The sequence below is a fragment of the Jiella avicenniae genome, assembly GCF_021390325.1.
In the GTDB taxonomy this organism is placed as follows: Bacteria; Pseudomonadota; Alphaproteobacteria; order Rhizobiales; family Rhizobiaceae; genus Jiella; species Jiella avicenniae.
Map to the genome: position 1 here is coordinate 1 of NZ_JAJUWU010000026.1, position 20,011 is coordinate 20,011.

18 protein-coding genes and 1 pseudogene are annotated in these 20,011 nt (G+C 68.2%); 16 read left to right on the forward strand and 3 right to left on the reverse strand.

Translation table 11 applies throughout. The features are described 5' to 3' along the window. Nucleotides 1–212, forward strand: a 212-nt coding sequence (locus LZD57_RS21495; protein WP_233721643.1) for a CoA transferase, incomplete at its 5' end; no start/stop codon positions are given. Nucleotides 213–251: 39 nt separating this feature from the next. Here LZD57_RS21495 and LZD57_RS21500 read toward each other — a convergent pair. The 3 genes from LZD57_RS21500 to leuC form a co-directional block, all read right to left on the reverse strand. Next, nucleotides 252–869, reverse strand: a complete 618-nt coding sequence (locus LZD57_RS21500) for a CatB-related O-acetyltransferase (protein WP_233721644.1) — start codon at nucleotides 867–869, stop codon at nucleotides 252–254. Nucleotides 870–1,258: 389 nt separating this feature from the next. Next, nucleotides 1,259–1,888, reverse strand: coding sequence for a 3-isopropylmalate dehydratase small subunit (gene leuD / locus LZD57_RS21505; protein WP_233721645.1), 630 nt, complete (start codon nucleotides 1,886–1,888; stop codon nucleotides 1,259–1,261). Between the two features lie 12 nt (nucleotides 1,889–1,900). Continuing rightward, nucleotides 1,901–3,313 carry a 3-isopropylmalate dehydratase large subunit gene (leuC, locus tag LZD57_RS21510; protein WP_233721646.1) on the reverse strand — a complete coding sequence of 471 codons (1,413 nt, stop codon included), beginning with the start codon at nucleotides 3,311–3,313 and terminating at the stop codon, nucleotides 1,901–1,903. Nucleotides 3,314–3,797: 484 nt separating this feature from the next. Between leuC and repA the strand changes: the two genes are divergently transcribed. The 15 genes and pseudogenes from repA (at nucleotide 3,798) to atzF (ending at nucleotide 20,004) form a co-directional block, all read left to right on the forward strand. After that, a complete protein-coding gene (gene repA, locus LZD57_RS21515; protein WP_233721647.1) occupies nucleotides 3,798–5,102 on the forward strand; it encodes a plasmid partitioning protein RepA in 1,305 nt (434 codons plus the stop codon). 220 nt (nucleotides 5,103–5,322) lie between these two features. Next, on the forward strand, nucleotides 5,323–6,495 hold the full coding sequence (repB, locus tag LZD57_RS21520; RefSeq protein WP_233721648.1) for a plasmid partitioning protein RepB: 1,173 nt from the start codon (nucleotides 5,323–5,325) through the stop codon (nucleotides 6,493–6,495). Nucleotides 6,496–6,823: 328 nt separating this feature from the next. Next, entirely contained in the window at nucleotides 6,824–7,666 is an 843-nt protein-coding gene (locus tag LZD57_RS21525; RefSeq protein ID WP_233721649.1) for a helix-turn-helix domain-containing protein, read from the forward strand. Nucleotides 7,667–7,951: 285 nt separating this feature from the next. After that, on the forward strand, nucleotides 7,952–8,170 hold the full coding sequence (locus LZD57_RS21530) for a hypothetical protein (RefSeq protein WP_233721650.1): 219 nt from the start codon (nucleotides 7,952–7,954) through the stop codon (nucleotides 8,168–8,170). Between the two features lies 1 nt (nucleotide 8,171). Then, a complete protein-coding gene (locus LZD57_RS21535; RefSeq protein WP_233721651.1) occupies nucleotides 8,172–8,474 on the forward strand; it encodes a hypothetical protein in 303 nt (100 codons plus the stop codon). Nucleotides 8,475–8,798: 324 nt separating this feature from the next. Further along, on the forward strand, nucleotides 8,799–9,899 hold the full coding sequence (locus LZD57_RS21540) for a BMP family ABC transporter substrate-binding protein (RefSeq protein ID WP_233721652.1): 1,101 nt from the start codon (nucleotides 8,799–8,801) through the stop codon (nucleotides 9,897–9,899). 7 nt (nucleotides 9,900–9,906) lie between these two features. After that, nucleotides 9,907–11,022 (forward strand): ABC transporter permease, encoded by a 1,116-nt coding sequence (locus LZD57_RS21545; RefSeq protein WP_233721653.1) that lies wholly within the window; start codon nucleotides 9,907–9,909, stop codon nucleotides 11,020–11,022. Continuing rightward, nucleotides 11,019–11,942, forward strand: coding sequence for an ABC transporter permease (locus LZD57_RS21550; RefSeq protein ID WP_233721654.1), 924 nt, complete (start codon nucleotides 11,019–11,021; stop codon nucleotides 11,940–11,942). The genes LZD57_RS21545 and LZD57_RS21550 overlap by 4 nt, the downstream gene beginning before the upstream one ends. Before the next feature lie 10 nt (nucleotides 11,943–11,952). Continuing rightward, entirely contained in the window at nucleotides 11,953–12,969 is a 1,017-nt protein-coding gene (locus LZD57_RS21555; RefSeq protein WP_233721655.1) for a formamidase, read from the forward strand. A gap of 475 nt (nucleotides 12,970–13,444) precedes the next feature. Beyond that, nucleotides 13,445–14,170, forward strand: coding sequence for a biuret amidohydrolase (gene biuH / locus LZD57_RS21560; protein WP_233721656.1), 726 nt, complete (start codon nucleotides 13,445–13,447; stop codon nucleotides 14,168–14,170). Then, nucleotides 14,170–15,279, forward strand: coding sequence for a cyanuric acid amidohydrolase (gene atzD, locus LZD57_RS21565; protein WP_233721657.1), 1,110 nt, complete (start codon nucleotides 14,170–14,172; stop codon nucleotides 15,277–15,279). Before biuH ends, atzD begins: the two co-directional genes overlap by 1 nt. Before the next feature lie 17 nt (nucleotides 15,280–15,296). Beyond that, nucleotides 15,297–16,880, forward strand: a complete 1,584-nt coding sequence (locus tag LZD57_RS21570) for an ABC transporter ATP-binding protein (RefSeq protein WP_233721716.1) — start codon at nucleotides 15,297–15,299, stop codon at nucleotides 16,878–16,880. Beyond that, nucleotides 16,880–17,539 (forward strand): annotated as a pseudogene (locus tag LZD57_RS21575) (cysteine hydrolase family protein); the annotation flags it as partial. The gene LZD57_RS21570 and the pseudogene LZD57_RS21575, both read left to right, overlap by 1 nt. A gap of 134 nt (nucleotides 17,540–17,673) precedes the next feature. Then, a complete protein-coding gene (locus tag LZD57_RS21580; protein WP_233721658.1) occupies nucleotides 17,674–18,018 on the forward strand; it encodes a cupin domain-containing protein in 345 nt (114 codons plus the stop codon). A gap of 141 nt (nucleotides 18,019–18,159) precedes the next feature. Then, the gene (atzF, locus tag LZD57_RS21585) at nucleotides 18,160–20,004 is read left to right on the forward strand and encodes an allophanate hydrolase (RefSeq protein WP_233721659.1); all 1,845 of its coding nucleotides are present in this window, start codon (nucleotides 18,160–18,162) and stop codon (nucleotides 20,002–20,004) included. Nucleotides 20,005–20,011: the final 7 nt, after the last annotated feature.

Sequence of the window (20,011 nt, forward strand, 5' to 3'; positions counted from 1 at the left end):
CGGCGGGCGTTCCGGGCGGCCCGATCAACACCGTCGCCGAGGCCCTCGCCGAACCGCAGATCGAAGCCCGCGGCCTGAAGATCGAGGCCGGCGGCGTACCGGGATTGCGGACGCCGATCGTGTTTTCGAGAAGCCCGCTGGATACGGAGCAGCCCGCGCCGGCGCTGGACAAGACGAAAGGGATCGAAGGAGCGCGGTTCGGGCAGGGATAGTCCGGCGGGCTTAACGAGCGACGATTTCCAAACGCTCCGTCATTCCGCGGCCTTGGAAAGCTCCGAGGGCTTTTCGCTTCCGTCGCCACGCATCGTGCTGACGCGTCGATGCTCCCGAATGAACTTGTCGATGTCACCGGACAGGAGGAGCGGGACGTTGGCCTCGACGTCCTCGGCTGGCCAATTCCACCAAGCGATCTCAAGCAGTTCCTCGATCTGCCGGTCGGTGAAGCGCTTCTTGATGATCGTTGCCGGGTTGCCGCCGACGATTGCGTAAGCTGGAACGTCTTTCGTCACCACTGCGTTCGTCCCGATGCAAGCGCCATGACCGATCCTCACGCCGGACAGGATCCTGCAGCCGGCCCCCAGCCAGACGTCGTGGCCAATGATCACCTCCCCTTTCGTGGCTGGATGGCCTTTGATATGGCGGAACGCTGGTCGTAGCGCGCTGAACGGATAGGTCGTGACCCAATCCGTTCGGTGATTGCCGCTGAGAAAGATCTCGACGCCGACCGAAATGGATCCGTATTTGCCGATCGTCAGCTTGGTGCCGCTGTTCCAATCCCGGACGACGGGGCGACCATAAGTGAATTCCCCGATCGACCAGCCTTTTTTTTCGATTTCATCAGCGAGTGCATCGCGGGTATAAAAGGCCATTCTGACTCTCGGCGCCCAACAGTGTCGGGCGCCAATCAACATGACCGAATTGGAACATGCAACAGAATTCTTTGCATCTTTGCCCGCCCCCATTCGTCCCCTAGCCGGACGCTCGTCGAGGGCGTGAGAACTCTCGACGGCCAATTGATGGGATGGCCGAAACGTTCACTCGGCCGCGGATCGCCGCGCGTGGGCTGAAGATCGACGGCGGCATTTCCCGCCTCGACACGCCCCCGGCTTCGGAGACGAGGAGCAGATGGTTGGGACGCGCGACCTCGAATCCACCGACGGGATCGGAGTTCTCCCGGATCACCGTAGGGTCGGCAGCGTGCGCCATCTGAACGCCGGCACAACGAGGATCAACCGCGTCTGACGACGCTTCGCCGACGTCACCTATTCGCCGGCACCACCCAAGGCCGCTCGGCGAAATGCCGCGTCTCGAAGGCCGTGATCATCGGCTCGTCCTCCAGCGTTTCGGACAATTCGTCGAGGCCGAGGAGCAGCCGGCGTTTCAGGCCGGCGTCGATGTCGAACTCGATGGTTTCGAGGCCCTCGCCAGCGATCGTCTGCGTCTCGAGGTCGATCGTCAATCGCCCCAGCTCGGCACTTGCCCGTTCCCGCTCCACGAAGCGGACGAGCCGGGCGCGCTCGGCATCGCCCAGCGCGATCGTCAGCAGCCCGTTCTTGCCGGCATTGCCGCGAAAGATGTCGGCGAAGCTCGCGGCGACGACGACGCGGATGCCGTGGTCGACGAGGGCGTAGACCGCCGCCTCCCGCGACGAGCCGCAGCCGAAGTTCTTGCCCGCCACCATCAGCACCGGCGGCTCGGCCAAGCGGTTGAGGGGAAAGGCCGGGTCGGGCTCGCCGTCCTCGTCGAAGCGGAGGTCGCGGAGAAGCTGGTCGCCATACCCTTCCGTCCGGCTGCGCTTCATGAAGCGGGCGGGGATCAGCTGGTCGGTGTCGATGTTGTCGCGGTCAAGGACGACGCCCGGGCCGGTGACGGTGGTGAAAGGCTGCATCGGTCTGGTCTCTCAGCTGCCGGCTCGCGCGGCTTCGAAACTTTCCGCCGCCTCCGGCAGGGCGGCGAGTTCCATGGCGCGCACGTCGGCGATGCGGCCGGACAAGGCCGCGGCCGCGACCATCGCCGGGCTCATCAGATGGGTGCGGGCGCCGGGACCCTGGCGGCCGCGGAAGTTGCGGTTGGAGGTCGAGGCGCAACGCTCGCCGGCCTGCACCCGGTCGCCGTTCATGCCGACGCAGAGCGAACAGCCGCTCATCCCCCACTCGGCGCCGGCGGCCCGGAAGATCGCCGCGATGCCGCTCTCCTCGGCCTGTCGCGCCACCTCGCTCGATCCGGGCGAGACGAGCAGCGGCACGGCGAGCCGGCGCCCCGCAAGGACCCGCGCCGCGGCCAGGAGATCGGAATAGCGGCCATTGGTGCACGAGCCGATGAAGCCCCGGTCGATGGGGATCTCAGACAGGCTCTCGCCGCCGGAAAGGCCCATATAGTCCAGCGCCTCGGCATCGCCTCCCGCGGCGGGCTCCGGAACGGCGCCGGTCACGGGTGCGACCTGCTCGGGGCTCGTGCCCCATGTGACCATGGGTGCCACCTCGCCGGCGTCGATCACGACCTCGCGGGCATAGTCGGCGCCCGCGTCGGAGCGCAGCGCCTTCCAGCTTTGCACGGCCCTGTCGAAGGCCGCCCCCTTCGGCGCCATCGGCCGCCCCCTCAGCCAGGCGAAGGTCGTCTCGTCCGGCGGCACGATGCCCGAGCGCGCGCCCATCTCGATGGTCATGTTGCAAAGCGTCATGCGCCCTTCCATCGACAGCGCCGAAATCGCCGCCCCGGCATATTCGACGGCATGGCCGGTCGCCCCGCCGGTGCCGATCCGGCCGATGATGTGGAGCGCCAGATCCTTCGCAGTCGTGCCGAAGGGCAGCTCGCCCGTGACGGTGATCCTCATCGCCGGCGGCTTCTTCTGCCACAGCGCCTGGGTCGCCAGCACATGCGCCACTTCCGACGCGCCGATGCCGAAGGCGAAAGCGCCGAAGGCGCCGTGGGTGGCGGTGTGGCTGTCGCCACAGACGATGACGAGGCCGGGAAGCGTCAGCCCCTGCTCGGGCATCGCCACATGGACGATGCCGCGCCGGGCGTCGCCGAGGCCGAAGCTGCCGATGCCGTGGCGGGCGGTGTTTGCGGAGAGCCGCTCGATCATCGTCGCCGAGGCGGCATTCGCCCGAAGCTCGCTCGACGGCGCATAGTGGTCGGCGACGCCGAAGGTGAGCTCGGGATGACGGACCTTGCGCCCGGCGGCGCCGATCTTGTCGAAGGCGTGATGCGAGCCCTCGTGCAGGAGATGGCGGTCGACGAAGAGTAGGCTCGACCCCTCGCGGGCGAGGATCTCATGGGCTGCCCAGATCTTGTCGACGATGGTCTGGCGCATGATGCCGCACGTCCTCTTCCACTGCGCTACCCACGGTCACGCCCGACCCGTCGGGGCGAATGGCCAGCCGGTCCGTCGTCAAGGTTTCCGGACGAGTTTGGCGCTCCTCGCCTGTCCGGTCAATAGGACATGTCTTGTCTTTTGAAACAGACAGATTTGAGATGGGTCAGGATACGGCCAAGACGCGATCGTGTTGCGCCTCGCCGTCGCCATTTCCTCAAGCTTGCGCGAAGATGGCGTCTTCCGCCTTCACGCTTGACTCGACTCACGCGCTTGACCATCGTCCGCTTACGGAAAACAAGCGTCGATCCATCTTCAGGGCGTAACAGGATCGAAAGCCCGCAGCCGCGTCGGCCAATCGTAGTTTTACCGGCGTCCTGTCTCGGCTGTCGATCGGACTTCGTCCAATTGACGCGAGTCGGGGCTTCGAGCAAGCGGCGGGACGGTCGGCGACCGCACCGGCGCAACAAGGGAGGCGCTCGTCATGGCCGAGGATGAGAGCGAGCGAGACGGCGCCCCCGGCGGGGCGCGAAGCGGAACGAGAAGCGAGACGGGCGCGGTGGCAGAGGCTGGAAAATCGGGATCTGCGACGGCGCGGCGTCATGCCGACGAGGCGATCGCCCGCGACGCCGAGCTTTTGTCGGCGCAGCTCAGCCAGATGCGCGAGCGGCTGTTTCCGCCCTCGGCGAAGAAGGCGCTGCGCTCCTTCACCTCCGGCGAGGCAGCCAAGCTGATCGGCGTCTCCGACGGCTATCTGCGCCAGCTGTCGATCTCCGGCGAGGGGCCGCAGCCCGAGACCGGGCCCGGCGGGCGGCGCTCCTACACGCTGGAGACGATCAATGCGCTGAGACGCCATCTCGCCGGCCAGCACGACAAGGGCAGCCCCAAGGCGCGGCAGTATCTGAAATGGCGCGAGCCGGGCGAGCATCTCCAGGTCGTCGCCGTCACCAACTTCAAGGGCGGCTCGGGCAAGACCACGACCTCGGCCCATCTCGCCCAGCATCTCGCCCTCGAAGGCTACCGGACGCTGGCGATCGATCTCGATCCGCAGGCGTCCTTCTCGGCGCTGCTCGGCTACCAGCCCGAGCTCGATCTCAGCGGCAACGACACGCTCTACGGGGCGATCCGCTACGACGAGCTGCGCCGCCCGCTACGCGAGGTGGTGCGGCCGACCTATTTCGACGGCCTGTCGCTGGTGCCCGGCAATCTCGAACTCCAGGAATTCGAGCACACGACGCCGCGCCAGCTGGCCGAACGCGGCGCTGCCGACGATCTGCCCTTCTTCGCCCGCATCGGCGCGGTGATCGAGGAGGTGGAGGCCGATTTCGACGTCGTCGTCATCGACTGCCCGCCGCAGCTCGGCTTCCTGACGCTGGGGGCGCTCTGCGCCGCGACCTCGGTCATCGTCACGGTGCATCCGCAGATGCTGGACGTCGCCTCGATGAGCCAGTTCCTGTTCATGACCGCCGATCTGCTCGCCGTGGTGCGCGAGGCCGGCGGGGACCTCAATTTCGACTTCCTGCGCTATCTCGTCACTCGCTACGAGCCCCATGACGGGCCGCAGGCGCAGATCGCCGGCTTCCTGCGCGCCCAGTTCGGCGAGCGGGTGCTGACCAACGCCATGCTGAAATCGACGGCGATCTCCGATGCGGGCCTGACCAAGCAGACGCTCTACGAGGTCGGCCGGGAGAACTTCACCCGCGGCACCTACGACCGGGCGATGGAATCGCTGTCTGCGGTCAATGGCGAGGTCGAGGCGCTGATTCGCGCCGCCTGGGGGCGGCCATGACGGGAATATCCGACCGCATCGGGATCGCCGCCGGCAGGGCTGCGCCATCTTTTAAAAACGGCGATATTTTAATGGCTTGCAGGCGGTTTTCGCGCCGCCGGCGGGCCGTTTCGCCGCTTCGTCCGGCCAAAACTTATCCCCGCCCCGCACGGCCGCGTTCATCGTGGCGCGGCAAGCCGGGTCTCGCAGCCATGTCGCGGACGGAAAAGGAGGGCAGCCGATGGTGAAACGCAAGGACGCATTGCGCGCCCTCCTCTCGGCCACCCCAGGCAACCCGGCAGGACAGAGCGAGGCCGACCGCGCCCCGCGGACGCCGGGCGAAGAGCCGGCGGGTCAGTCCGAGTCCCGGGACGAACCGCCCTCCCCGCCGCTGCCCGCTGCATCCGGCGAGGCGGCGCCCGCCCGCGAACATGCGCGCTCGGGCGCGATCAACGCCATGCGCAGTTCCTGGGGCGAACTCCAGAAGGAGGCGGAAGCCGCCCGCAGGCTGCGCGAGGACGTGCGGGCCGGCGGCCATGTCGTCTCGATCGATCCGCAGAAGATCCTGCCCTCGCCGGTGGTCGACCGGCTGTCGCGGGCCGGCGATCTCGATCCGGGCTTCGACGCCCTGAAGGCCTCGATCGCCGCAGACGGGCAGAGCGTGCCGGTGCTGCTTCGTCCCCACTCAGACCCGGCAAAAGCGGCCGGAGGCTTCTTCGAGACCGCCTATGGCCATCGCCGCGTCCGCGCCGCGAAGGATCTGGGGCTTCATGTCAGGGCGATCGTCCGCCCGCTCAGCGACGACGAACTCGTCCTCGCGCAGGGCCGCGAAAACGCCGAGCGGCGGGACCTCACCTTCGTCGAGCGGGCCTTCTTCGCCAAGGGGCTGGAGGCGCGGGGCTTTTCCCGCGAGACGATGCGCGCCGCGCTCGGCATCGACAACACGGAACTGACCCGGCTCCTCCAGGTGGCGCACCGGATCCCCGTCGCGATCGCCGAGGCGGTCGGTCCGGCGCCGAAGGCCGGGCGGCCGCGCTGGGGCGAACTCGGCGAAAAGATCGAGCGCCAGTGCGGCCGGGAGGTGGCGATGGACTTCATCCAGCGGGACGCCTTCCGCGCGCTGACGGATTCCGACGCAAGGTTCCGGGCGCTCTACAAGCGCATGGACCGCGGCACGCGCCGTGGCGAGAGCGCCGGCGAAACGAAGATCACCACCGGGGACGGCATGGTTCTGGCGCTGGCGAAAAGCGGCCCGCGCTCGCGCCCGGTGCTCAGCTTCCAGACCGGCGAGGCCTTCGCCGATTTCGTCGCGGCCCGGCTGCCCGAACTCTACCGGGATTTCCAGCGGGAAGCGGAAGATCGGCGCGGCAGCGACGATGCTTCGGACGGCCCCGGGGACGACGCTTCGGGCTGAGGCCCGAGCGAGGACTTTCACCGCCCGTCGACCGGTTTCGACGGGCAAGACGCGACGGAAAACGGAGACGCGGAAGACGGCAAAAGAAAAGGCCCCGAAGCGGGAGCCGCAACAGGACCTGATCCTTAAGACTAGACACCTTTCGATCTAGGCCCTCCCGACTCACACGTCAAGCAGCTTCGCGGTTTCCCGCCACGGGCTTTTCTTGCCTCGCGCAAGGAAGGCGAACGTGACGGAACAAGGATGGCGTGCGCCCGGCGCACGGAGAGCACCCGGCCGGGAAACGGTTTTCGGGCAGGTGAGGACGCGCGCCGTCACGGCGCAAATCATGGCGGCCGAAAACCCCGACACCCCGCGCGGCGCCAGCCATGAATCTGCGGCGGAGGCTTGCGCTCAGGCCGTCGCCACGACGGAAGCCCCCTCCCCGGTCTTCACGGCCAAAGCCGCGATCTGGGCGGATTTTCGCGCCGGGCTGATCTCGCTGCAGGAGGCCGAGCGGCGCTCGGCGAAGATCGGCGCGGCTTCGGCCGAAGCCGAAACGTCCCGACAGCGGAAAGGCGCCCATCCGCCGGCGCCGCGGCCGCGCCACAAGCGCCCGGCCCCGAAACCCTCCCGCCAATATGCCAATCCGATGGCGACGACGGCGATGCGCGACGACCGGCTCACCCCCGGCGCCAAGGCGCTGCTCGTCGTCCTTCGCGCGCGCTGCGGCAAGGGCCGGGTGACGGCCTTCGCCAAGGCGACGCTGGCCGCGACCATGCAGCGCTCGGCCCGCACCATCCGCCGCTATCTCCTCGACCTCGAACGCTTCGGCTACATCGCCGCGCGCATCCGCAAGACGGCCCGGGGCTTTCACACGGGGCTGGTGGTGACGCTGACCGACAAGGTCCTACCCTTCTTCGCCGAACAGAAAGAACTCGCCGCCTGGCTGACGGAGGCGCCGGACCGCGAGCGGATACCTTTCGCGCCCTTTGCGGCGATGGGCCGGGCGGCGATTGCCATGGACCTGCCCATGCCAACCCTGGCGATAAAAACCCGGCGAAACCCGATCTTTCAGGGTGTGACAGTCCTGTCGCCCAACAACCATATCCATCAAGACTCTTCTTTCAGGGAAAGATTTCGCCGGGAGATATCGGGTGGGTTTTGGGGCAAGGGCGGCGGGTCGACCTGAACCGCACCACTTGCCAAAGACGAACAGGACGAAAAGCGCGCTCGCGAAACGAGCGGGCGAGGGCGCTTGGCATGGAGATGCCGACGGAGTTTGGCCTACGCTTTTTGCCATCGATCAAGCAGGTCCCGAGCCAGAAGACGTCGTTGACAGCTGTCAACGCGAAGACGCGAACGCCGAGACGATGCTTGACCCTGCAACGCGGCATGGCGGACACTCGCCACGACACGGAGCCGCCGAGACCCGCCACGACGAGTTGGTATGCGGAAACATTGAAGGGAGCATCCGTTGCTGAGCCGGATCGGCGTCTTTGGCTTCCTGAGCGGGGTCGCGCTCGCGGCTACGACCGGGATCGTGCCCTCCGCAGACTTCGGCGCGATCATCGCCAATGTCCTGCAGGGCGCCGTCGGCAGCTCGCTCTTCGACCTCGCCGACAAGTCCGGCGGACCGCTCGGCAAAGCCATATTGGGCCGCAACACCGGGATCGACAGCAATCAAGCTCGGTGATGTGTTCAGGGCGGAGGGCAATCTGGCCGAGGCGAAGGCGCGCTACGAGGCTGGCTTGAAGGTCAGGGAAGCGCTGGTGGCGCAGGACCCGGGCCACAGCGAATGGCGGCGGGATCTGATCGTCAGTCACTGGCATCTCGCGACCGTTTCACCGGCGGAGGCGCGAGGGCATTACTCGGCAGCGCTGACCATTGCCGAAGAACTCTCCACGAGCGGGCGGCTGGCTCCGGCCGACGGCGGGATGATCGAGGAGCTACGTCGGCGTCTGGCCGGTCTCGACGATTGCGAGGATGCCGGCGCCTGAGCCGTTGACAGCTGTCAACGCCGCGCCGGGGGAGAATGCGGGTCAGCGAGACGGGCCGCTTCTCCCTCCACCACTGCCCGCTTGCCGCGAAAGATTGCATGCAACGTCCGCGATTGCGCAAAAATGCGGCAGAGCGGCGCGTGGCGTTTTGCTCCAAACCATTGAAAACGCTTGGACTCCCGTTTGGCATGGTGGTTGCATGCAATCGGATCGAGACCCGGGCGCGCGGTCCGGGGCGTCGCGCAAGTCCGATCGGGCGCCGCGGCGAGACGCATGATCCGGGGCGCCTCGGCGACCGAGGACCACGAACCGAGAGGGATCACCATGCTGCCAATGAACCGCCGCCGCTTCCTGGCCACCACCGCCGCGCTGTCCGCCGCGCCGCTGTTCGGCCGCCCGGCCTTCGCGGCCTCGCTGACCGCCGGCTTCGTCTATGTCGGCCCGCGCGACGACTATGGCTACAACCAGTCCCATGCCGAGGGCGCCGCGGCGATCAAGGACATGGAGGGGCTCACCATCGTCGAGGAGGAGAACGTCGCCGAGAGCGATGCGGCGGTGAAGACGATGGAATCGATGATCCAGCTCGACGGGGCGGGGCTGATCTTCCCGACCTCCTTCGGCTACTACAATCCTTTCGTGGTCGACACCGCCAAAAGCTACGAGGACGTCCAGTTCCGCCATTGCGGGGGCTTGTGGACCGACGAGGACCCGAAGAACGCCGGCTCCTATTTCGGCTATATCGGCACGGCGCAATATATCTGCGGCATCATTGCCGGCCACATGACCAAGACGAAGCGCCTCGGCTTCGTCGCGGCGAAACCGATCCCGCAGGTGCTCCTCAACATCAACGCCTATACGCTCGGGGCGAAGTCGGTGGATCCGGAGATCACCACCCAGGTGATCTTCACCGGCGACTGGGCGATGCCGGTCAAGGAAGCCGAAGCCGTCAACGCGCTCGTCGACCAGGGCGCCGACGTCCTCACCTGCCATGTCGACAGCCCGAAGGTCTTCGTCCAGACGGCCGCGGGACGGGGCGCCTACGTCACCGGCTACCACACCAGCCAGGCGAAGCTTTCGCCGGAAAAATATCTCACCGGCGCCGAGTGGCACTGGGCGACGGTCTACAAGATGTTCGCCGAAAAGGCGCTGGCCGGCGAGGAGCTGCCGAATTTCGTCCGCGGCGGCCTCGCCGAGGATTTCGTCAAGATCTCCGACTACGGCCCGGCCGTGACGGAGGAGGCGAAGAAGCAGGCCGACGCCGTCAAGGCCGAGGTGATGAAGGGCGGCTTCGCCGTCATCAAGGGGCCGCTGAAGGACAACAAGGGCAACGAAGTCGTCGCCGCGGGCACAAAATATCCCGAGACCGCCATCGAACTCGAAAGCATGGACTACCTCGTCGAAGGCGTCATAGGCTCGACCTCGTGAGGGCACGATGAGCGAGATCACCGACAGGGCGCCGCTTTCCGGCTTCCAAGTCCGGCCGCTCCTCGGCGAGGCGGGACGGCGGCGGCTGGAAGGCTTTCTCATTCCGCTGATCGCGCTTCTCGCCGGTCTGGCGTTGTTCGGCGCCTTCATCGCGGCGAACGGCAAGAGCCCGGTCGAGTTCTACCAGCTCGTCTATCGCGGCGGCTTCGGCACCTGGTTCTCGCTCCAGAACACCATGACGCGGGCGGCACCGCTGCTCCTCACCGCGCTCTGCGTGGCGCTTCCCGCCCAGCTCGGCCTCGTCGTCATCGGCGGGGAGGGGGCCTTCGTCCTCGGCGGGCTCGCCGCCGCCGTGGTCGGCCCGCTCTTCGGCTTCGCGCCGGGATCGCTGGCCATCCTGACGATGGCGCTCGCCGGCATTTGCGCCGGCGGCGTCTGGATCGGCCTCGTCGGCGCGATGCGGCACTATCGCGGCATCAACGAGACGATCTCCAGCCTGTTGATGGCCTATATCGCCATCGCCCTGATGAACCATTTCGTCGAGGGTCCGCTGAAGGATCCGGCGAGCCTCAACAAGCCCTCCACCGTGCCGCTGCCGGACCCGATGCGGGTCGGCGAGATCCCGGGCATGGACGTTCACTGGGGCTTTGCGGTGGGAATCCTCGCCTGCCTTGCCGCCGGCTTCGTCCTGTCGCGCACCACTTTCGGCTTCGCCGCGCGCATTGCCGGCGGCAATGCCAGGGCCGCCGCCGTGCAGGGGCTTCCCGTCGGGCGGCTGATCCTCGCCTTCACGGCGGCGGCGGGCGCCGCGGCCGGGCTCGCGGGCATGATCCAGGTCGCGGCCGTGCAGGGCTCGGCCAATGCCTCGCTGGCGGCGGGTTACGGCTATACCGGCATCCTCATCGCCTTCCTCGCCCGGCAGAACCCCGTCGCGATCATTCCGATGGCGCTTCTCATCGGCGGCATCGACGCCGCCGGCGGCTTCATCCAGCGGCGGATGGATTTGCCCGACGCCACGGTCCTGGTGCTGCAGGGCATCCTGTTCGTGGCGATCCTCGTGTCCGAAACCCTGTCGGGCCGGCTTCTGCCGAGCCGCAACGCCAAGGCGGGAGGCGCGTCATGAATGCCGATCTCGGCCTCTGGGCGGTGCCGATCGCCGTTCTCGGTGGCATGCTGCGGGTCTCGACGCCGTTTCTCTTCGTCAGCCTCGGCGAATGCGTCACCGAGAAGTCGGGCCGCATCAATCTCGGCCTCGAAGGCACCCTCGTCTTCGGCGCCATGGCCGGCTATGGCGGGTCCTATCTCACCGGCAATCCGTGGGCGGGCGTGCTTCTCGCCGGCATTGCGGGAACGCTGTTCGGCCTCCTCCACGCCGCGCTCTGCTCGCTGCCGCGGGTCAACGACATCGCGGTGGGGATTGCCCTGATGATCCTCGGCTCGGGCCTCGCCTTCTTCTTCGGCAAGCCGCTGATCCAGCCCGCGGCGCCGATGCTGCCCGGCCTGTCCCTCGGCGCCTGGTCGAACGTGCCGCAGCTGCGCTCGGCGCTCGAAGTCTCGCCGCTGTTCCTCATCGGCGTCGCCGTCGCCGTCATCCTGCTCTTCGTCTTCAAGCGCACGCGGATCGGGCTGATCCTGCGGATGGTCGGCGACAGCGCCGACGCCGCACGCGCGATGGGCTATCCGATCGTCCCGGTGCGGATCGCCGCCACCGCCTTCGGCGGCTTCATGGCCGGCGTCGCGGGCGCCTATCTGTCGCTCTATTATCCCGGCTCCTGGAACGAGCACATCTCGTCCGGCCAGGGCCTGATCGCCGTCGCCCTCGTCATCTTCGCGCGGTGGAACCCGCTGGCCTGCCTCGGCGCGGCGCTGATCTTCGGCGGGGCAGGGGCGCTCGGCCCGGCGCTCCAGTCGGTCGGCGTCACCTCCGGCTACTATCTGTTTTATGCCGCACCCTACGTGCTGACGCTGCTCATCCTCTTCCTCACGTCCTCGCCGCGCCGGGCGCTCGAAGGGGCGCCGCGCGAACTGTCGATCACCAAGTAAAGGAGCCACCATGAACGGATTGGGCGGTCTCAACAAATCGGAAAGCGGCGTCGTCATCGGCTGCGTCCAGCTGCAGCTACCGACCGTCGTCACCAAGGCGGACCTTGCCGCGCAGACGGAGAAGATCGTCGCCATGGTCGGCAAGGCCCGGCGAAACCTGTCGACGATGGATCTCGTCGTCTTCCCGGAATATTCGCTGCACGGCCTGTCGATGGACACCAATCCGGAGATCATGTGCCGGGTCGACGGGCCCGAGGTCGCGGCCTTCAGGCAAGCCTGCGTCGACAACGGGATCTGGGGCTGCTTCTCGATCATGGAGCTCAACCCCGGCGGCATGCCCTACAACACCGGGCTGATCATCAATGACGCCGGCGAGATCGTTCTCAACTACCGCAAGCTCCACCCCTGGGTGCCGGTCGAGCCGTGGGAGCCGGGCGACAGGGGCATCCCGGTCATCGACGGGCCGAACGGCTCGAAGCTCGCGCTGATCATCTGCCACGACGGCATGTTCCCCGAGATGGCCCGCGAATGCGCCTACAAGGGCGCCGAAATCATGCTCAGGACCGCCGGCTACACCGCGCCGATCCGCCAGTCCTGGCGCTTCACCAACCAGGCGAACTCCTTCCAGAACCTGATGATCACGGCGAACGTCTGCATGTGCGGTTCGGACGGCTCGTTCGATTCCATGGGCGAGGGCATGATCGTCGACTTCGACGGCACGGTGATCGCCCATGGCGAGACGGGGCGGCCCGACGAGATCATCACTGCGGAAGTCCGGCCGGATCTGGTCCGCGAAGCGCGGGCCGGCTGGGGCGTCGAGAACAACATCTACCAGCTCGGCCACCGCGGCTATGTCGCGGTGAGGGGCGGCGCGCAGGACTGCCCCTATACCTTCATGCACGACATGGTGGCGGGCAAATACCGCGTCCCCTGGGAGGACGAGGTGAAGGTGACCGACGGCACCTCCTGCGGCTTCCCGGCGCCGACGCGGGTTTTCGGCGAGCGGTTGAAGGACGCGGCGGAGTGATGGGGGTGGTTTCGCCATCCGTCGCCGGCTGGGCCGATTTGCCCGCATTTACCGACGTCGCGGCTGCAGCACCCCCCTCTGCCCTGCCGGGCATCTCCCCCACAAGGGGGGAGATCGGCAGTGTCAGGGGCGACGCCTTTTCGTTCGATCGTCTTGCAGATTTCGTAGCAGCTGAACGGACGCTGGCGTTTCCGCAGTATCGATCTCCCCCCTTGTGGGGGAGATGCCGGCAGGCAGAGGGGGGTGCTTCAGCCGGACGTCGCCCCCACCGCGGCGTCATCCTCGGGCTTGTCCCGAGGATCTACCGTCCCCTCCGCGCCAGAAGCCTTGCCGGATGGCGGAGCGCCGACGATCAATCCCTCGATCCGGCGGCAGTAGATCCTCGGGACAAGCCCGAGGATGACGCCGCGTCGATGTTCTCGGTCGGTCGCGAGCGCTTCTCCCGCACCTCGCCGCATCAGGAAGGACCCCACCGATGACCACCACCCTCGACGAGCGCATCGACGCCGCCTTCGTCCCCGGCGGTCGCACCGTCGCCTCGGACCCTTATCCGTGGCCCTTCGACGGCAATCTCAAGCCTCAGAACACCGCCATCGTCGTCATCGACATGCAGGTCGATTTCTGCGCGCCGGGTGGCTACGTCGATTCGATGGGCTACGACCTGTCGAACACCAGAGCGCCGATCGCGCCGATCGCCAAACTCCTCGAAGTCGCCCGTGCAAAAGACTTCACCGTCATCCACACCCGCGAGGGCCACAAGCCGGACCTGTCCGATCTGCCCGCCAACAAGCGCTGGCGCTCCCAGCGGATCGGCGCCGGGATCGGCGACCAGGGGCCGTGCGGGCGCATTCTGGTGCGCGGCGAGCCGGGCTGGGAGATCATTCCGGAACTGCAGCCAATCGCCGGCGAGCCGATCATCGACAAGCCAGGCAAGGGTTCGTTCCTCGCCACCGACTTCGACCTCGTGCTCCAGACCAAAGGCATCCGCAACATCGTGCTTTGCGGCGTCACCACCGACGTCTGCGTCCACACCACCATGCGCGACGCCAACGATCGGGGTTACGAATGCCTCGTCCTGTCGGACTGCACCGGCGCGACGAAACTCGAAAATCACCTCGCGGCGCTCGACATGGTGAAGATGCAGGGCGGCGTCTTCGGCGCGGTCGCGACGAGCGACGCCTTCATCGCGGCGATCGCCTGATGCGGCGGGCTCTCGTCCATCGCATCGCGACGACGGCGCCGGACGACGTCTCGGGCCTGGAAGCCGCGATCGCCGCCGGGCGGATCGACCCGGCCGGGATCGTCGCGATCCTCGGCAAGACCGAGGGCAATGGCTGCGTCAACGATTTCACCCGGGCCTTTGCCGTCTCGGCGCTCGAGGCCTGCCTCGCGAAGCACCTCCCCGGCGACGCGGTGGCGGGCATTGCCATGGTGATGTCCGGCGGCACCGAGGGCGCGCTGTCGCCGCACATCCTCGTTCTGGAGCACCGCGACCTCGCGGACGAAGCGGGCGAGGGGCCGGCGCTCGCCATCGGCGTCGCCCACACCGGCGACATGCCGCCGGAGCATCTCGGCCGCATGGGGCAGGTCTGGCTGGTGGCCGAGGGCGTCGCCAAGGCGATGCACCAAGCCGGCATCGAGGATCCGGCGGACGTCCATTTCGTCCAGATCAAGTGCCCGCTGCTGACGGCCGAGCGGATCGCCGGCGCCGAGGCGCGGGGCGAGACGACGGCGACCCGCGACACGCTGAAATCCATGGGGTTGTCCCGCGGCGCTTCGGCCCTCGGCGTCGCCCTGGCGCTGGGTGAGATCGAGGCCCATGCGATGAGCGACACGGCGATCGGCAGGGACGTCTCCCTCTGGTCGGGCCGGGCGAGCGCTTCTGCGGGCGTCGAGTTGCAGAACCACGAGATCGTCGTCCTCGGCATGAGCAGGGCGTGGTCGGGTCCGCTCGCGATCGACCATGCGGTGATGGCCGACGGGATCGACGTCGAGCCGGTGCGCGCGGCCCTCGCACGGCTCGGCTTTGCGGCGGACGGCCAGCTCTCGCAGGATGAGCGGGGACGCCTCGTCGCCCTCCTCGCCAAGGCCGAGCCGGGCTCGACGGGGCGCCTGCGCGGCGCCCGCCACACCATGCTCGACGACAGCGACATTTCCGCCACCCGCCATGCCCGCGCCTTCACCGGCGGCGCGCTGGCCGGGCTCACCGGCCTGACGGAGCTCTTCGTCTCCGGTGGGGCCGAGCATCAGGGGCCGGACGGCGGCGGCCCGGTCGCCGTCATCGCCCACCGCGCCGAGGGGAGACGCTGATGTCCGCCGTCGCCATCATGGAAGACGTCGAAGAGCCGGGCCCGGCGGCCGAGCGGCGCGGCGCACGCCCGCTGCTGGAGGCCATCGGCCTCACCAAGCGTTTCGGGTCCTTCACCGCGCTCGACGCGGTCTCGATCGAGCTTCACGCCGGCGAGTTCCATGCCCTTCTCGGGGAAAACGGCGCCGGCAAGTCGACCCTCGTCAAATGCATGCTCGGCTACTACCACCCGGACGAGGGCTCCGTGATCCTCGACGGGCGGGAACGGACGATCGCCAGCCCGCGCGATGCGAGGCGCCTCGGCATCGGCATGGTCTACCAGCATTTCACCCTCGTTCCCTCGATGACGGTGCTGGAAAACCTCGTCATGTCGCGCAGCGAGGTGCCACGCGTCATCGACTGGCGGGCCGAACGCAAGGCGCTGTCGGCGTTTCTGGAAACGATGCCGCTGAAGGTGCCGCTCGATACCAAGGTCGACCGGCTGTCCTCCGGCGAGCGGCAGAAAACCGAGATCCTGAAACAGCTCTATCTCGGTTCCCGCGTCCTCGTCCTCGACGAGCCGACCTCGGTGCTGACGCCGGACGAGGCGCGCGAGGTGCTCGGCTTCCTTCGCGCTTTGGCATCCGAGAGCGGCATGTCGGTGCTGCTGATCACCCACAAATTCGCCGAGGTGACGGCCTTCTGCGACCGCGTCACGGTCCTGCGCAAGGGCGCCAAGGTCGGCGCCGGCAAGGTGGCCGAACTTTCCACCGCCGCAATGGCGGAGATGATGATCGGCGAGCGGGAGCTTGCCGCGGTGCCGGAGCGCGTCGCTCCTGCGGCCGATGCGGAGCCCGTGCTTGCCGCCCGCAGTCTCGTCTCCGGCGATGCCGGGACGCGCGGCTCCGTCGCGATCGACCGGCTCGATGTCCGGGCCGGCGAGATCGTCGGCATCGCCGGGATATCCGGCAACGGCCAGACGCGGCTGGTCGAGCTGATCTCCGGCCAGGCGCGCCCCGATGCCGGCGAGATCCGCGTGAAGGGAAAGGCCTATGACGCCAGCCGCAGGGCTGCCCAGGCGATGAAGGTCCGGTGCCTCCCGGAAGAGCCGCTGCGCAACGCCTGCGTCGGCAAGATGAGCGTCGCCGAAAACCTCGCCTTCCGCGCCTTCGACCGGGACGGCGGCGGCAAGCCGCGCCGGCTGCTCGACAGGGGGGGCATGCGCCGCGAGGCCGAGCGGCTGATCGCCGCCTATTCGGTCAAGACCCAGTCGCCGTCGGCGCGGATCGAGACGCTGTCCGGCGGCAACGTCCAGCGCGCCGTGCTGGCCCGCGAGCTGTCGGGCGAGACCGACCTCCTGGTCGCCGCCAACCCCTGCTTCGGCCTCGATTTCGGCGCCGTCGCCGACATCAGGGCGCAGATCCTCAAGGCCCGCAACGACGGCGCGGCCGTCCTGTTGGTCTCGGAGGATCTCGACGAGGTCGTCGCCCTGTCGGACCGCATCGCCGTGATGTTCGAGGGCCGCATCGTCTTCGAATGCGAAGGCGGCGAAAAGGCCGACACGCGCGAGATCGGCGCTCACATGGCCGGCCATTCGGCGGTCGAAGCGGGAGGGCTCGACTGATGGCGAGGATCATGGCGAGACCCTTCGATTTTCCGCTCGATCCAGCCCGGGTGGCGCTGATCGTCATCGACATGCAGCGCGACTTCCTGGAGCCCGGCGGCTTCGGCGAGAGCCTCGGCAACGACGTTTCCCGCCTCCAAGCGATCGTGCCGGCGACGGCCCGGCTGATCGAAGGCTTTCGCGCCGCGGGCCGCCCGGTGATCCACACCCGCGAATGCCATCGGCCGGATCTGTCGGACTGCCCGCCGGCCAAGCGCCTTCGCGGCGCCCCGGGCTCGAGGATCGGCGACGCCGGGCCGATGGGCCGCATCCTGATCGCCGGCGAGCCGGGGGCGGAGATCGTGCCGGAGCTGTTTCCGATCGCCGGAGAACTGGTGATCGACAAGCCGGGGAAGGGGGCTTTCCACGCCACCGACCTTTCGGCCCATCTCGAAACCCTCGGCGTGACGCAGTTGGTCTTTGCCGGGGTGACGACGGAGGTCTGCGTCCAGACGACGATGCGCGAAGCCAACGACCGCGGCTTCGAATGCCTGATCGCCGAGGACGCCACGGAGAGCTATTTCGCCGAGTTCAAACGGGCGGCGATCGACATGATCGTCGCGCAGGGCGCGATCGTCGGCTGGGCGGCGCCGGTGGAGGCGATTGTCGCGGGGCTGGCTGCGGAAGAAGGCGCGAAGCAGGCGGGGTCCGAGACGAGCGCCGAGCCCGCGCCTGCAGGCTCCGCGCCGGGGGAGAGCGCCCGCGCCGCCTCTGCCGTCTCGCCCGCGCCGATCGGCTTCGGGGCCGGTCTCTGATGCCGGCGGTCTATTCCGGCCTCCTCGGCGCCGATCCGGCCGCCGCCCGCTTCGAGCCGTTCCGCGACGGCGTCGAGATCGCCCGGCTGTCCGGCGCGGGCGACGGGGGCGAAACGGCGCTGCTGCGCTATGCGCCGGGCGCCTCGGTGCCGATGCACGAACACACCGGGCTCGAGACCATCCTCGTCCTTGCCGGCTCGCAATCCGACGACCACGGCACCTATCGGGCGGGTGATCTCGTCCTCAACCAGCCGGGCAGCCGCCACCGGGTGTGGTCCGAGGAGGGTTGCCTCGTGCTGATCTCCTGGGCGGCGCCGGTGCGGATTTTGGGGGAGGCAGAGTGATTGCCGTGTCGAAGCGCCGAAAGGTCTTCCTTTCGGGGAGCGCCGAAGGGTGCTTCGCCAGCAAGCGAGTCATCCGCGCCCAGGCGTGATCAAAAGACGCGACCAAGCATAACGAATTGAACTTCCCCGGGGAGGGGAGACATGACCGACCTGCCGACCATTCTCGATTTCGCCGGCCTCAGCGCCCTATACGCCGGCGGCACCACGCCCGCCGCGGTGATGGCCGCCGTCGCCCGCCGCATGGAGACCGCCGATCCCGCCGCCTTCATCCTGAAACGCGCCCAAGCCGACATCCTGGCCGATGTCGAGGCGCTTCTCGCCCGCGCGCCGGAGCCGAACTCCCTGCCGCTCTGGGGCCTGCCCTTTGCGGTCAAGGACAATATCGACGTTGCCGGCCTTCCGACCACCGCCGGCTGCCCCGACTATGCCTATGTGCCGGCGGCCGACGCGAGCGCCGTGAAGCGGTTGCGCGAGGCGGGTGCCATTCTCATCGGCAAGACCAATCTCGACCAGTTCGCCACCGGCCTCAACGGCAGCCGCTCGCCCTATGGCGCGCCGCGCTGCGTCTTCGATGCGTCATACGTGTCCGGCGGGTCGAGCTCGGGCTCGGCGGTGGTCGTTGCCGCGGGGATCGCGGCGTTTTCGCTGGGGACGGATACGGCGGGGTCTGGCCGGGTGCCGGCGGCCTTCAACAACATCGTCGGCATCAAGCCTTCGCCCGGCCGCGTGTCCACCACCGGCGTCGTGCCGGCCTGCCGCTCGATCGACGTCGTCACCGTCTTCGCCGCGAGTGTTACGGACGGGATGGCGGCGCGGCGGATCGCGGAAGGCTTCGACCCCGCCGATGCCTATGCCCGTCGCTTTGCCGACGAAGCGCTGCCGCCGGCGCTGCGGATCGGCGTTCCGGCCGAGAACGAGCGCGAGTTCTATGGCAACGCGGCCTATCGTGCGCTCTATGACGCGGCGATCGGGCGGGCCGAAGCGCTGGGCGCGACGATCGTTTCTTTCGACTACCGGCCGTTCCGCGAGGCGGCGGCCCTCCTTTACGAGGGGCCCTGGGTGGCCGAGCGGCTCGCCGCGATCGAGCCCTTCCTGAACGAGCGGCCGGACAGCCTCGATCCGACGGTGCGCCAGATCATCGAGGGCGGCCGAAACATGACCGCCGCCGACGCCTTTCGCGGCGCCTACCTTCTGGAGGCGCTTCGCCGGGAGGCCGAAGCCGAATGGGCGAAGGTCGATTGCCTGATGCTGCCGACCTCGCCGGACATCCAGACGGTCGAGGCGATGCGGGCCGATCCGATTGCCCTCAATGCCCGCTTCGGGCGCTTCACCAACTTCGCCAATTTCTTCGGCTGCGCGGCTATCGCCGTCCCCGCCGGTTTCACCCCGGCGGGGCTTCCCTTCGGCGTGCAGCTCGTGGCGAAGCGGGACACGGACGAGGCACTCGGCGTCTTCGCAGCGACGCTGCACGAAGCCGCGCGATGCGGCGCGGGGATCGACCGGCAATTCGTGCCGCCAGCGCTTCATGAGCCGGCTAATCAGAGCGCGGCCGATCCGCATCCCACCCGCGAAAAGGACGCCGCGTCCCGGCGGATCGAGATCGCCGTCGTCGGCGCCCATCTCACCGGCATGGCGCTCAACCACGAACTGAGCGAACGGGGCGCGCGGCTCGAGCGGGCGGGCAAGACCGCCTCGGACTATCGGTTCTATGCGCTCGATACGGTCCCGCCGAAGCCGGGGCTCGTCCGCGAGCCGGGCTTTGCCGGGCCGGGGATCGCCATCGAGGTCTGGTCGCTCGACCCTTCCAGCTTCGCCACCTTCGTCGACGGCATTCCCGCGCCGCTCGGTATCGGCAAATTGACGCTCGACGACGGGACCAGCGTCTCCGGCTTCATCTGCGAGCCCGCCGGGATCTCCGATGCCCGGGAAATAACCGCCTTCGGAGGCTGGAAAAACTACCTCGCATCGCGCAAGACTGCGCCGTGACGTCGCG

What these genes read in the sequence shown, in the direction of transcription:
- LZD57_RS21500 (WP_233721644.1), bottom strand. Translation starts at nt 869, where the DNA reads ATGGCCTTTTATACCCGCGATGCACTCGCTGATGAAATCGAAAAAAAA.
- leuD (WP_233721645.1), bottom strand. Translation starts at nt 1,888, where the DNA reads ATGCAGCCTTTCACCACCGTCACCGGCCCGGGCGTCGTCCTTGACCGC.
- leuC (WP_233721646.1), bottom strand. Translation starts at nt 3,313, where the DNA reads ATGCGCCAGACCATCGTCGACAAGATCTGGGCAGCCCATGAGATCCTC.
- repA (WP_233721647.1), top strand. Translation starts at nt 3,798, where the DNA reads ATGGCCGAGGATGAGAGCGAGCGAGACGGCGCCCCCGGCGGGGCGCGA.
- repB (WP_233721648.1), top strand. Translation starts at nt 5,323, where the DNA reads ATGGTGAAACGCAAGGACGCATTGCGCGCCCTCCTCTCGGCCACCCCA.
- LZD57_RS21525 (WP_233721649.1), top strand. Translation starts at nt 6,824, where the DNA reads ATGGCGGCCGAAAACCCCGACACCCCGCGCGGCGCCAGCCATGAATCT.
- LZD57_RS21540 (WP_233721652.1), top strand. Translation starts at nt 8,799, where the DNA reads ATGCTGCCAATGAACCGCCGCCGCTTCCTGGCCACCACCGCCGCGCTG.
- LZD57_RS21545 (WP_233721653.1), top strand. Translation starts at nt 9,907, where the DNA reads ATGAGCGAGATCACCGACAGGGCGCCGCTTTCCGGCTTCCAAGTCCGG.
- LZD57_RS21550 (WP_233721654.1), top strand. Translation starts at nt 11,019, where the DNA reads ATGAATGCCGATCTCGGCCTCTGGGCGGTGCCGATCGCCGTTCTCGGT.
- LZD57_RS21555 (WP_233721655.1), top strand. Translation starts at nt 11,953, where the DNA reads ATGAACGGATTGGGCGGTCTCAACAAATCGGAAAGCGGCGTCGTCATC.
- biuH (WP_233721656.1), top strand. Translation starts at nt 13,445, where the DNA reads ATGACCACCACCCTCGACGAGCGCATCGACGCCGCCTTCGTCCCCGGC.
- atzD (WP_233721657.1), top strand. Translation starts at nt 14,170, where the DNA reads ATGCGGCGGGCTCTCGTCCATCGCATCGCGACGACGGCGCCGGACGAC.
- LZD57_RS21570 (WP_233721716.1), top strand. Translation starts at nt 15,297, where the DNA reads ATGGAAGACGTCGAAGAGCCGGGCCCGGCGGCCGAGCGGCGCGGCGCA.
- LZD57_RS21580 (WP_233721658.1), top strand. Translation starts at nt 17,674, where the DNA reads ATGCCGGCGGTCTATTCCGGCCTCCTCGGCGCCGATCCGGCCGCCGCC.
- atzF (WP_233721659.1), top strand. Translation starts at nt 18,160, where the DNA reads ATGACCGACCTGCCGACCATTCTCGATTTCGCCGGCCTCAGCGCCCTA.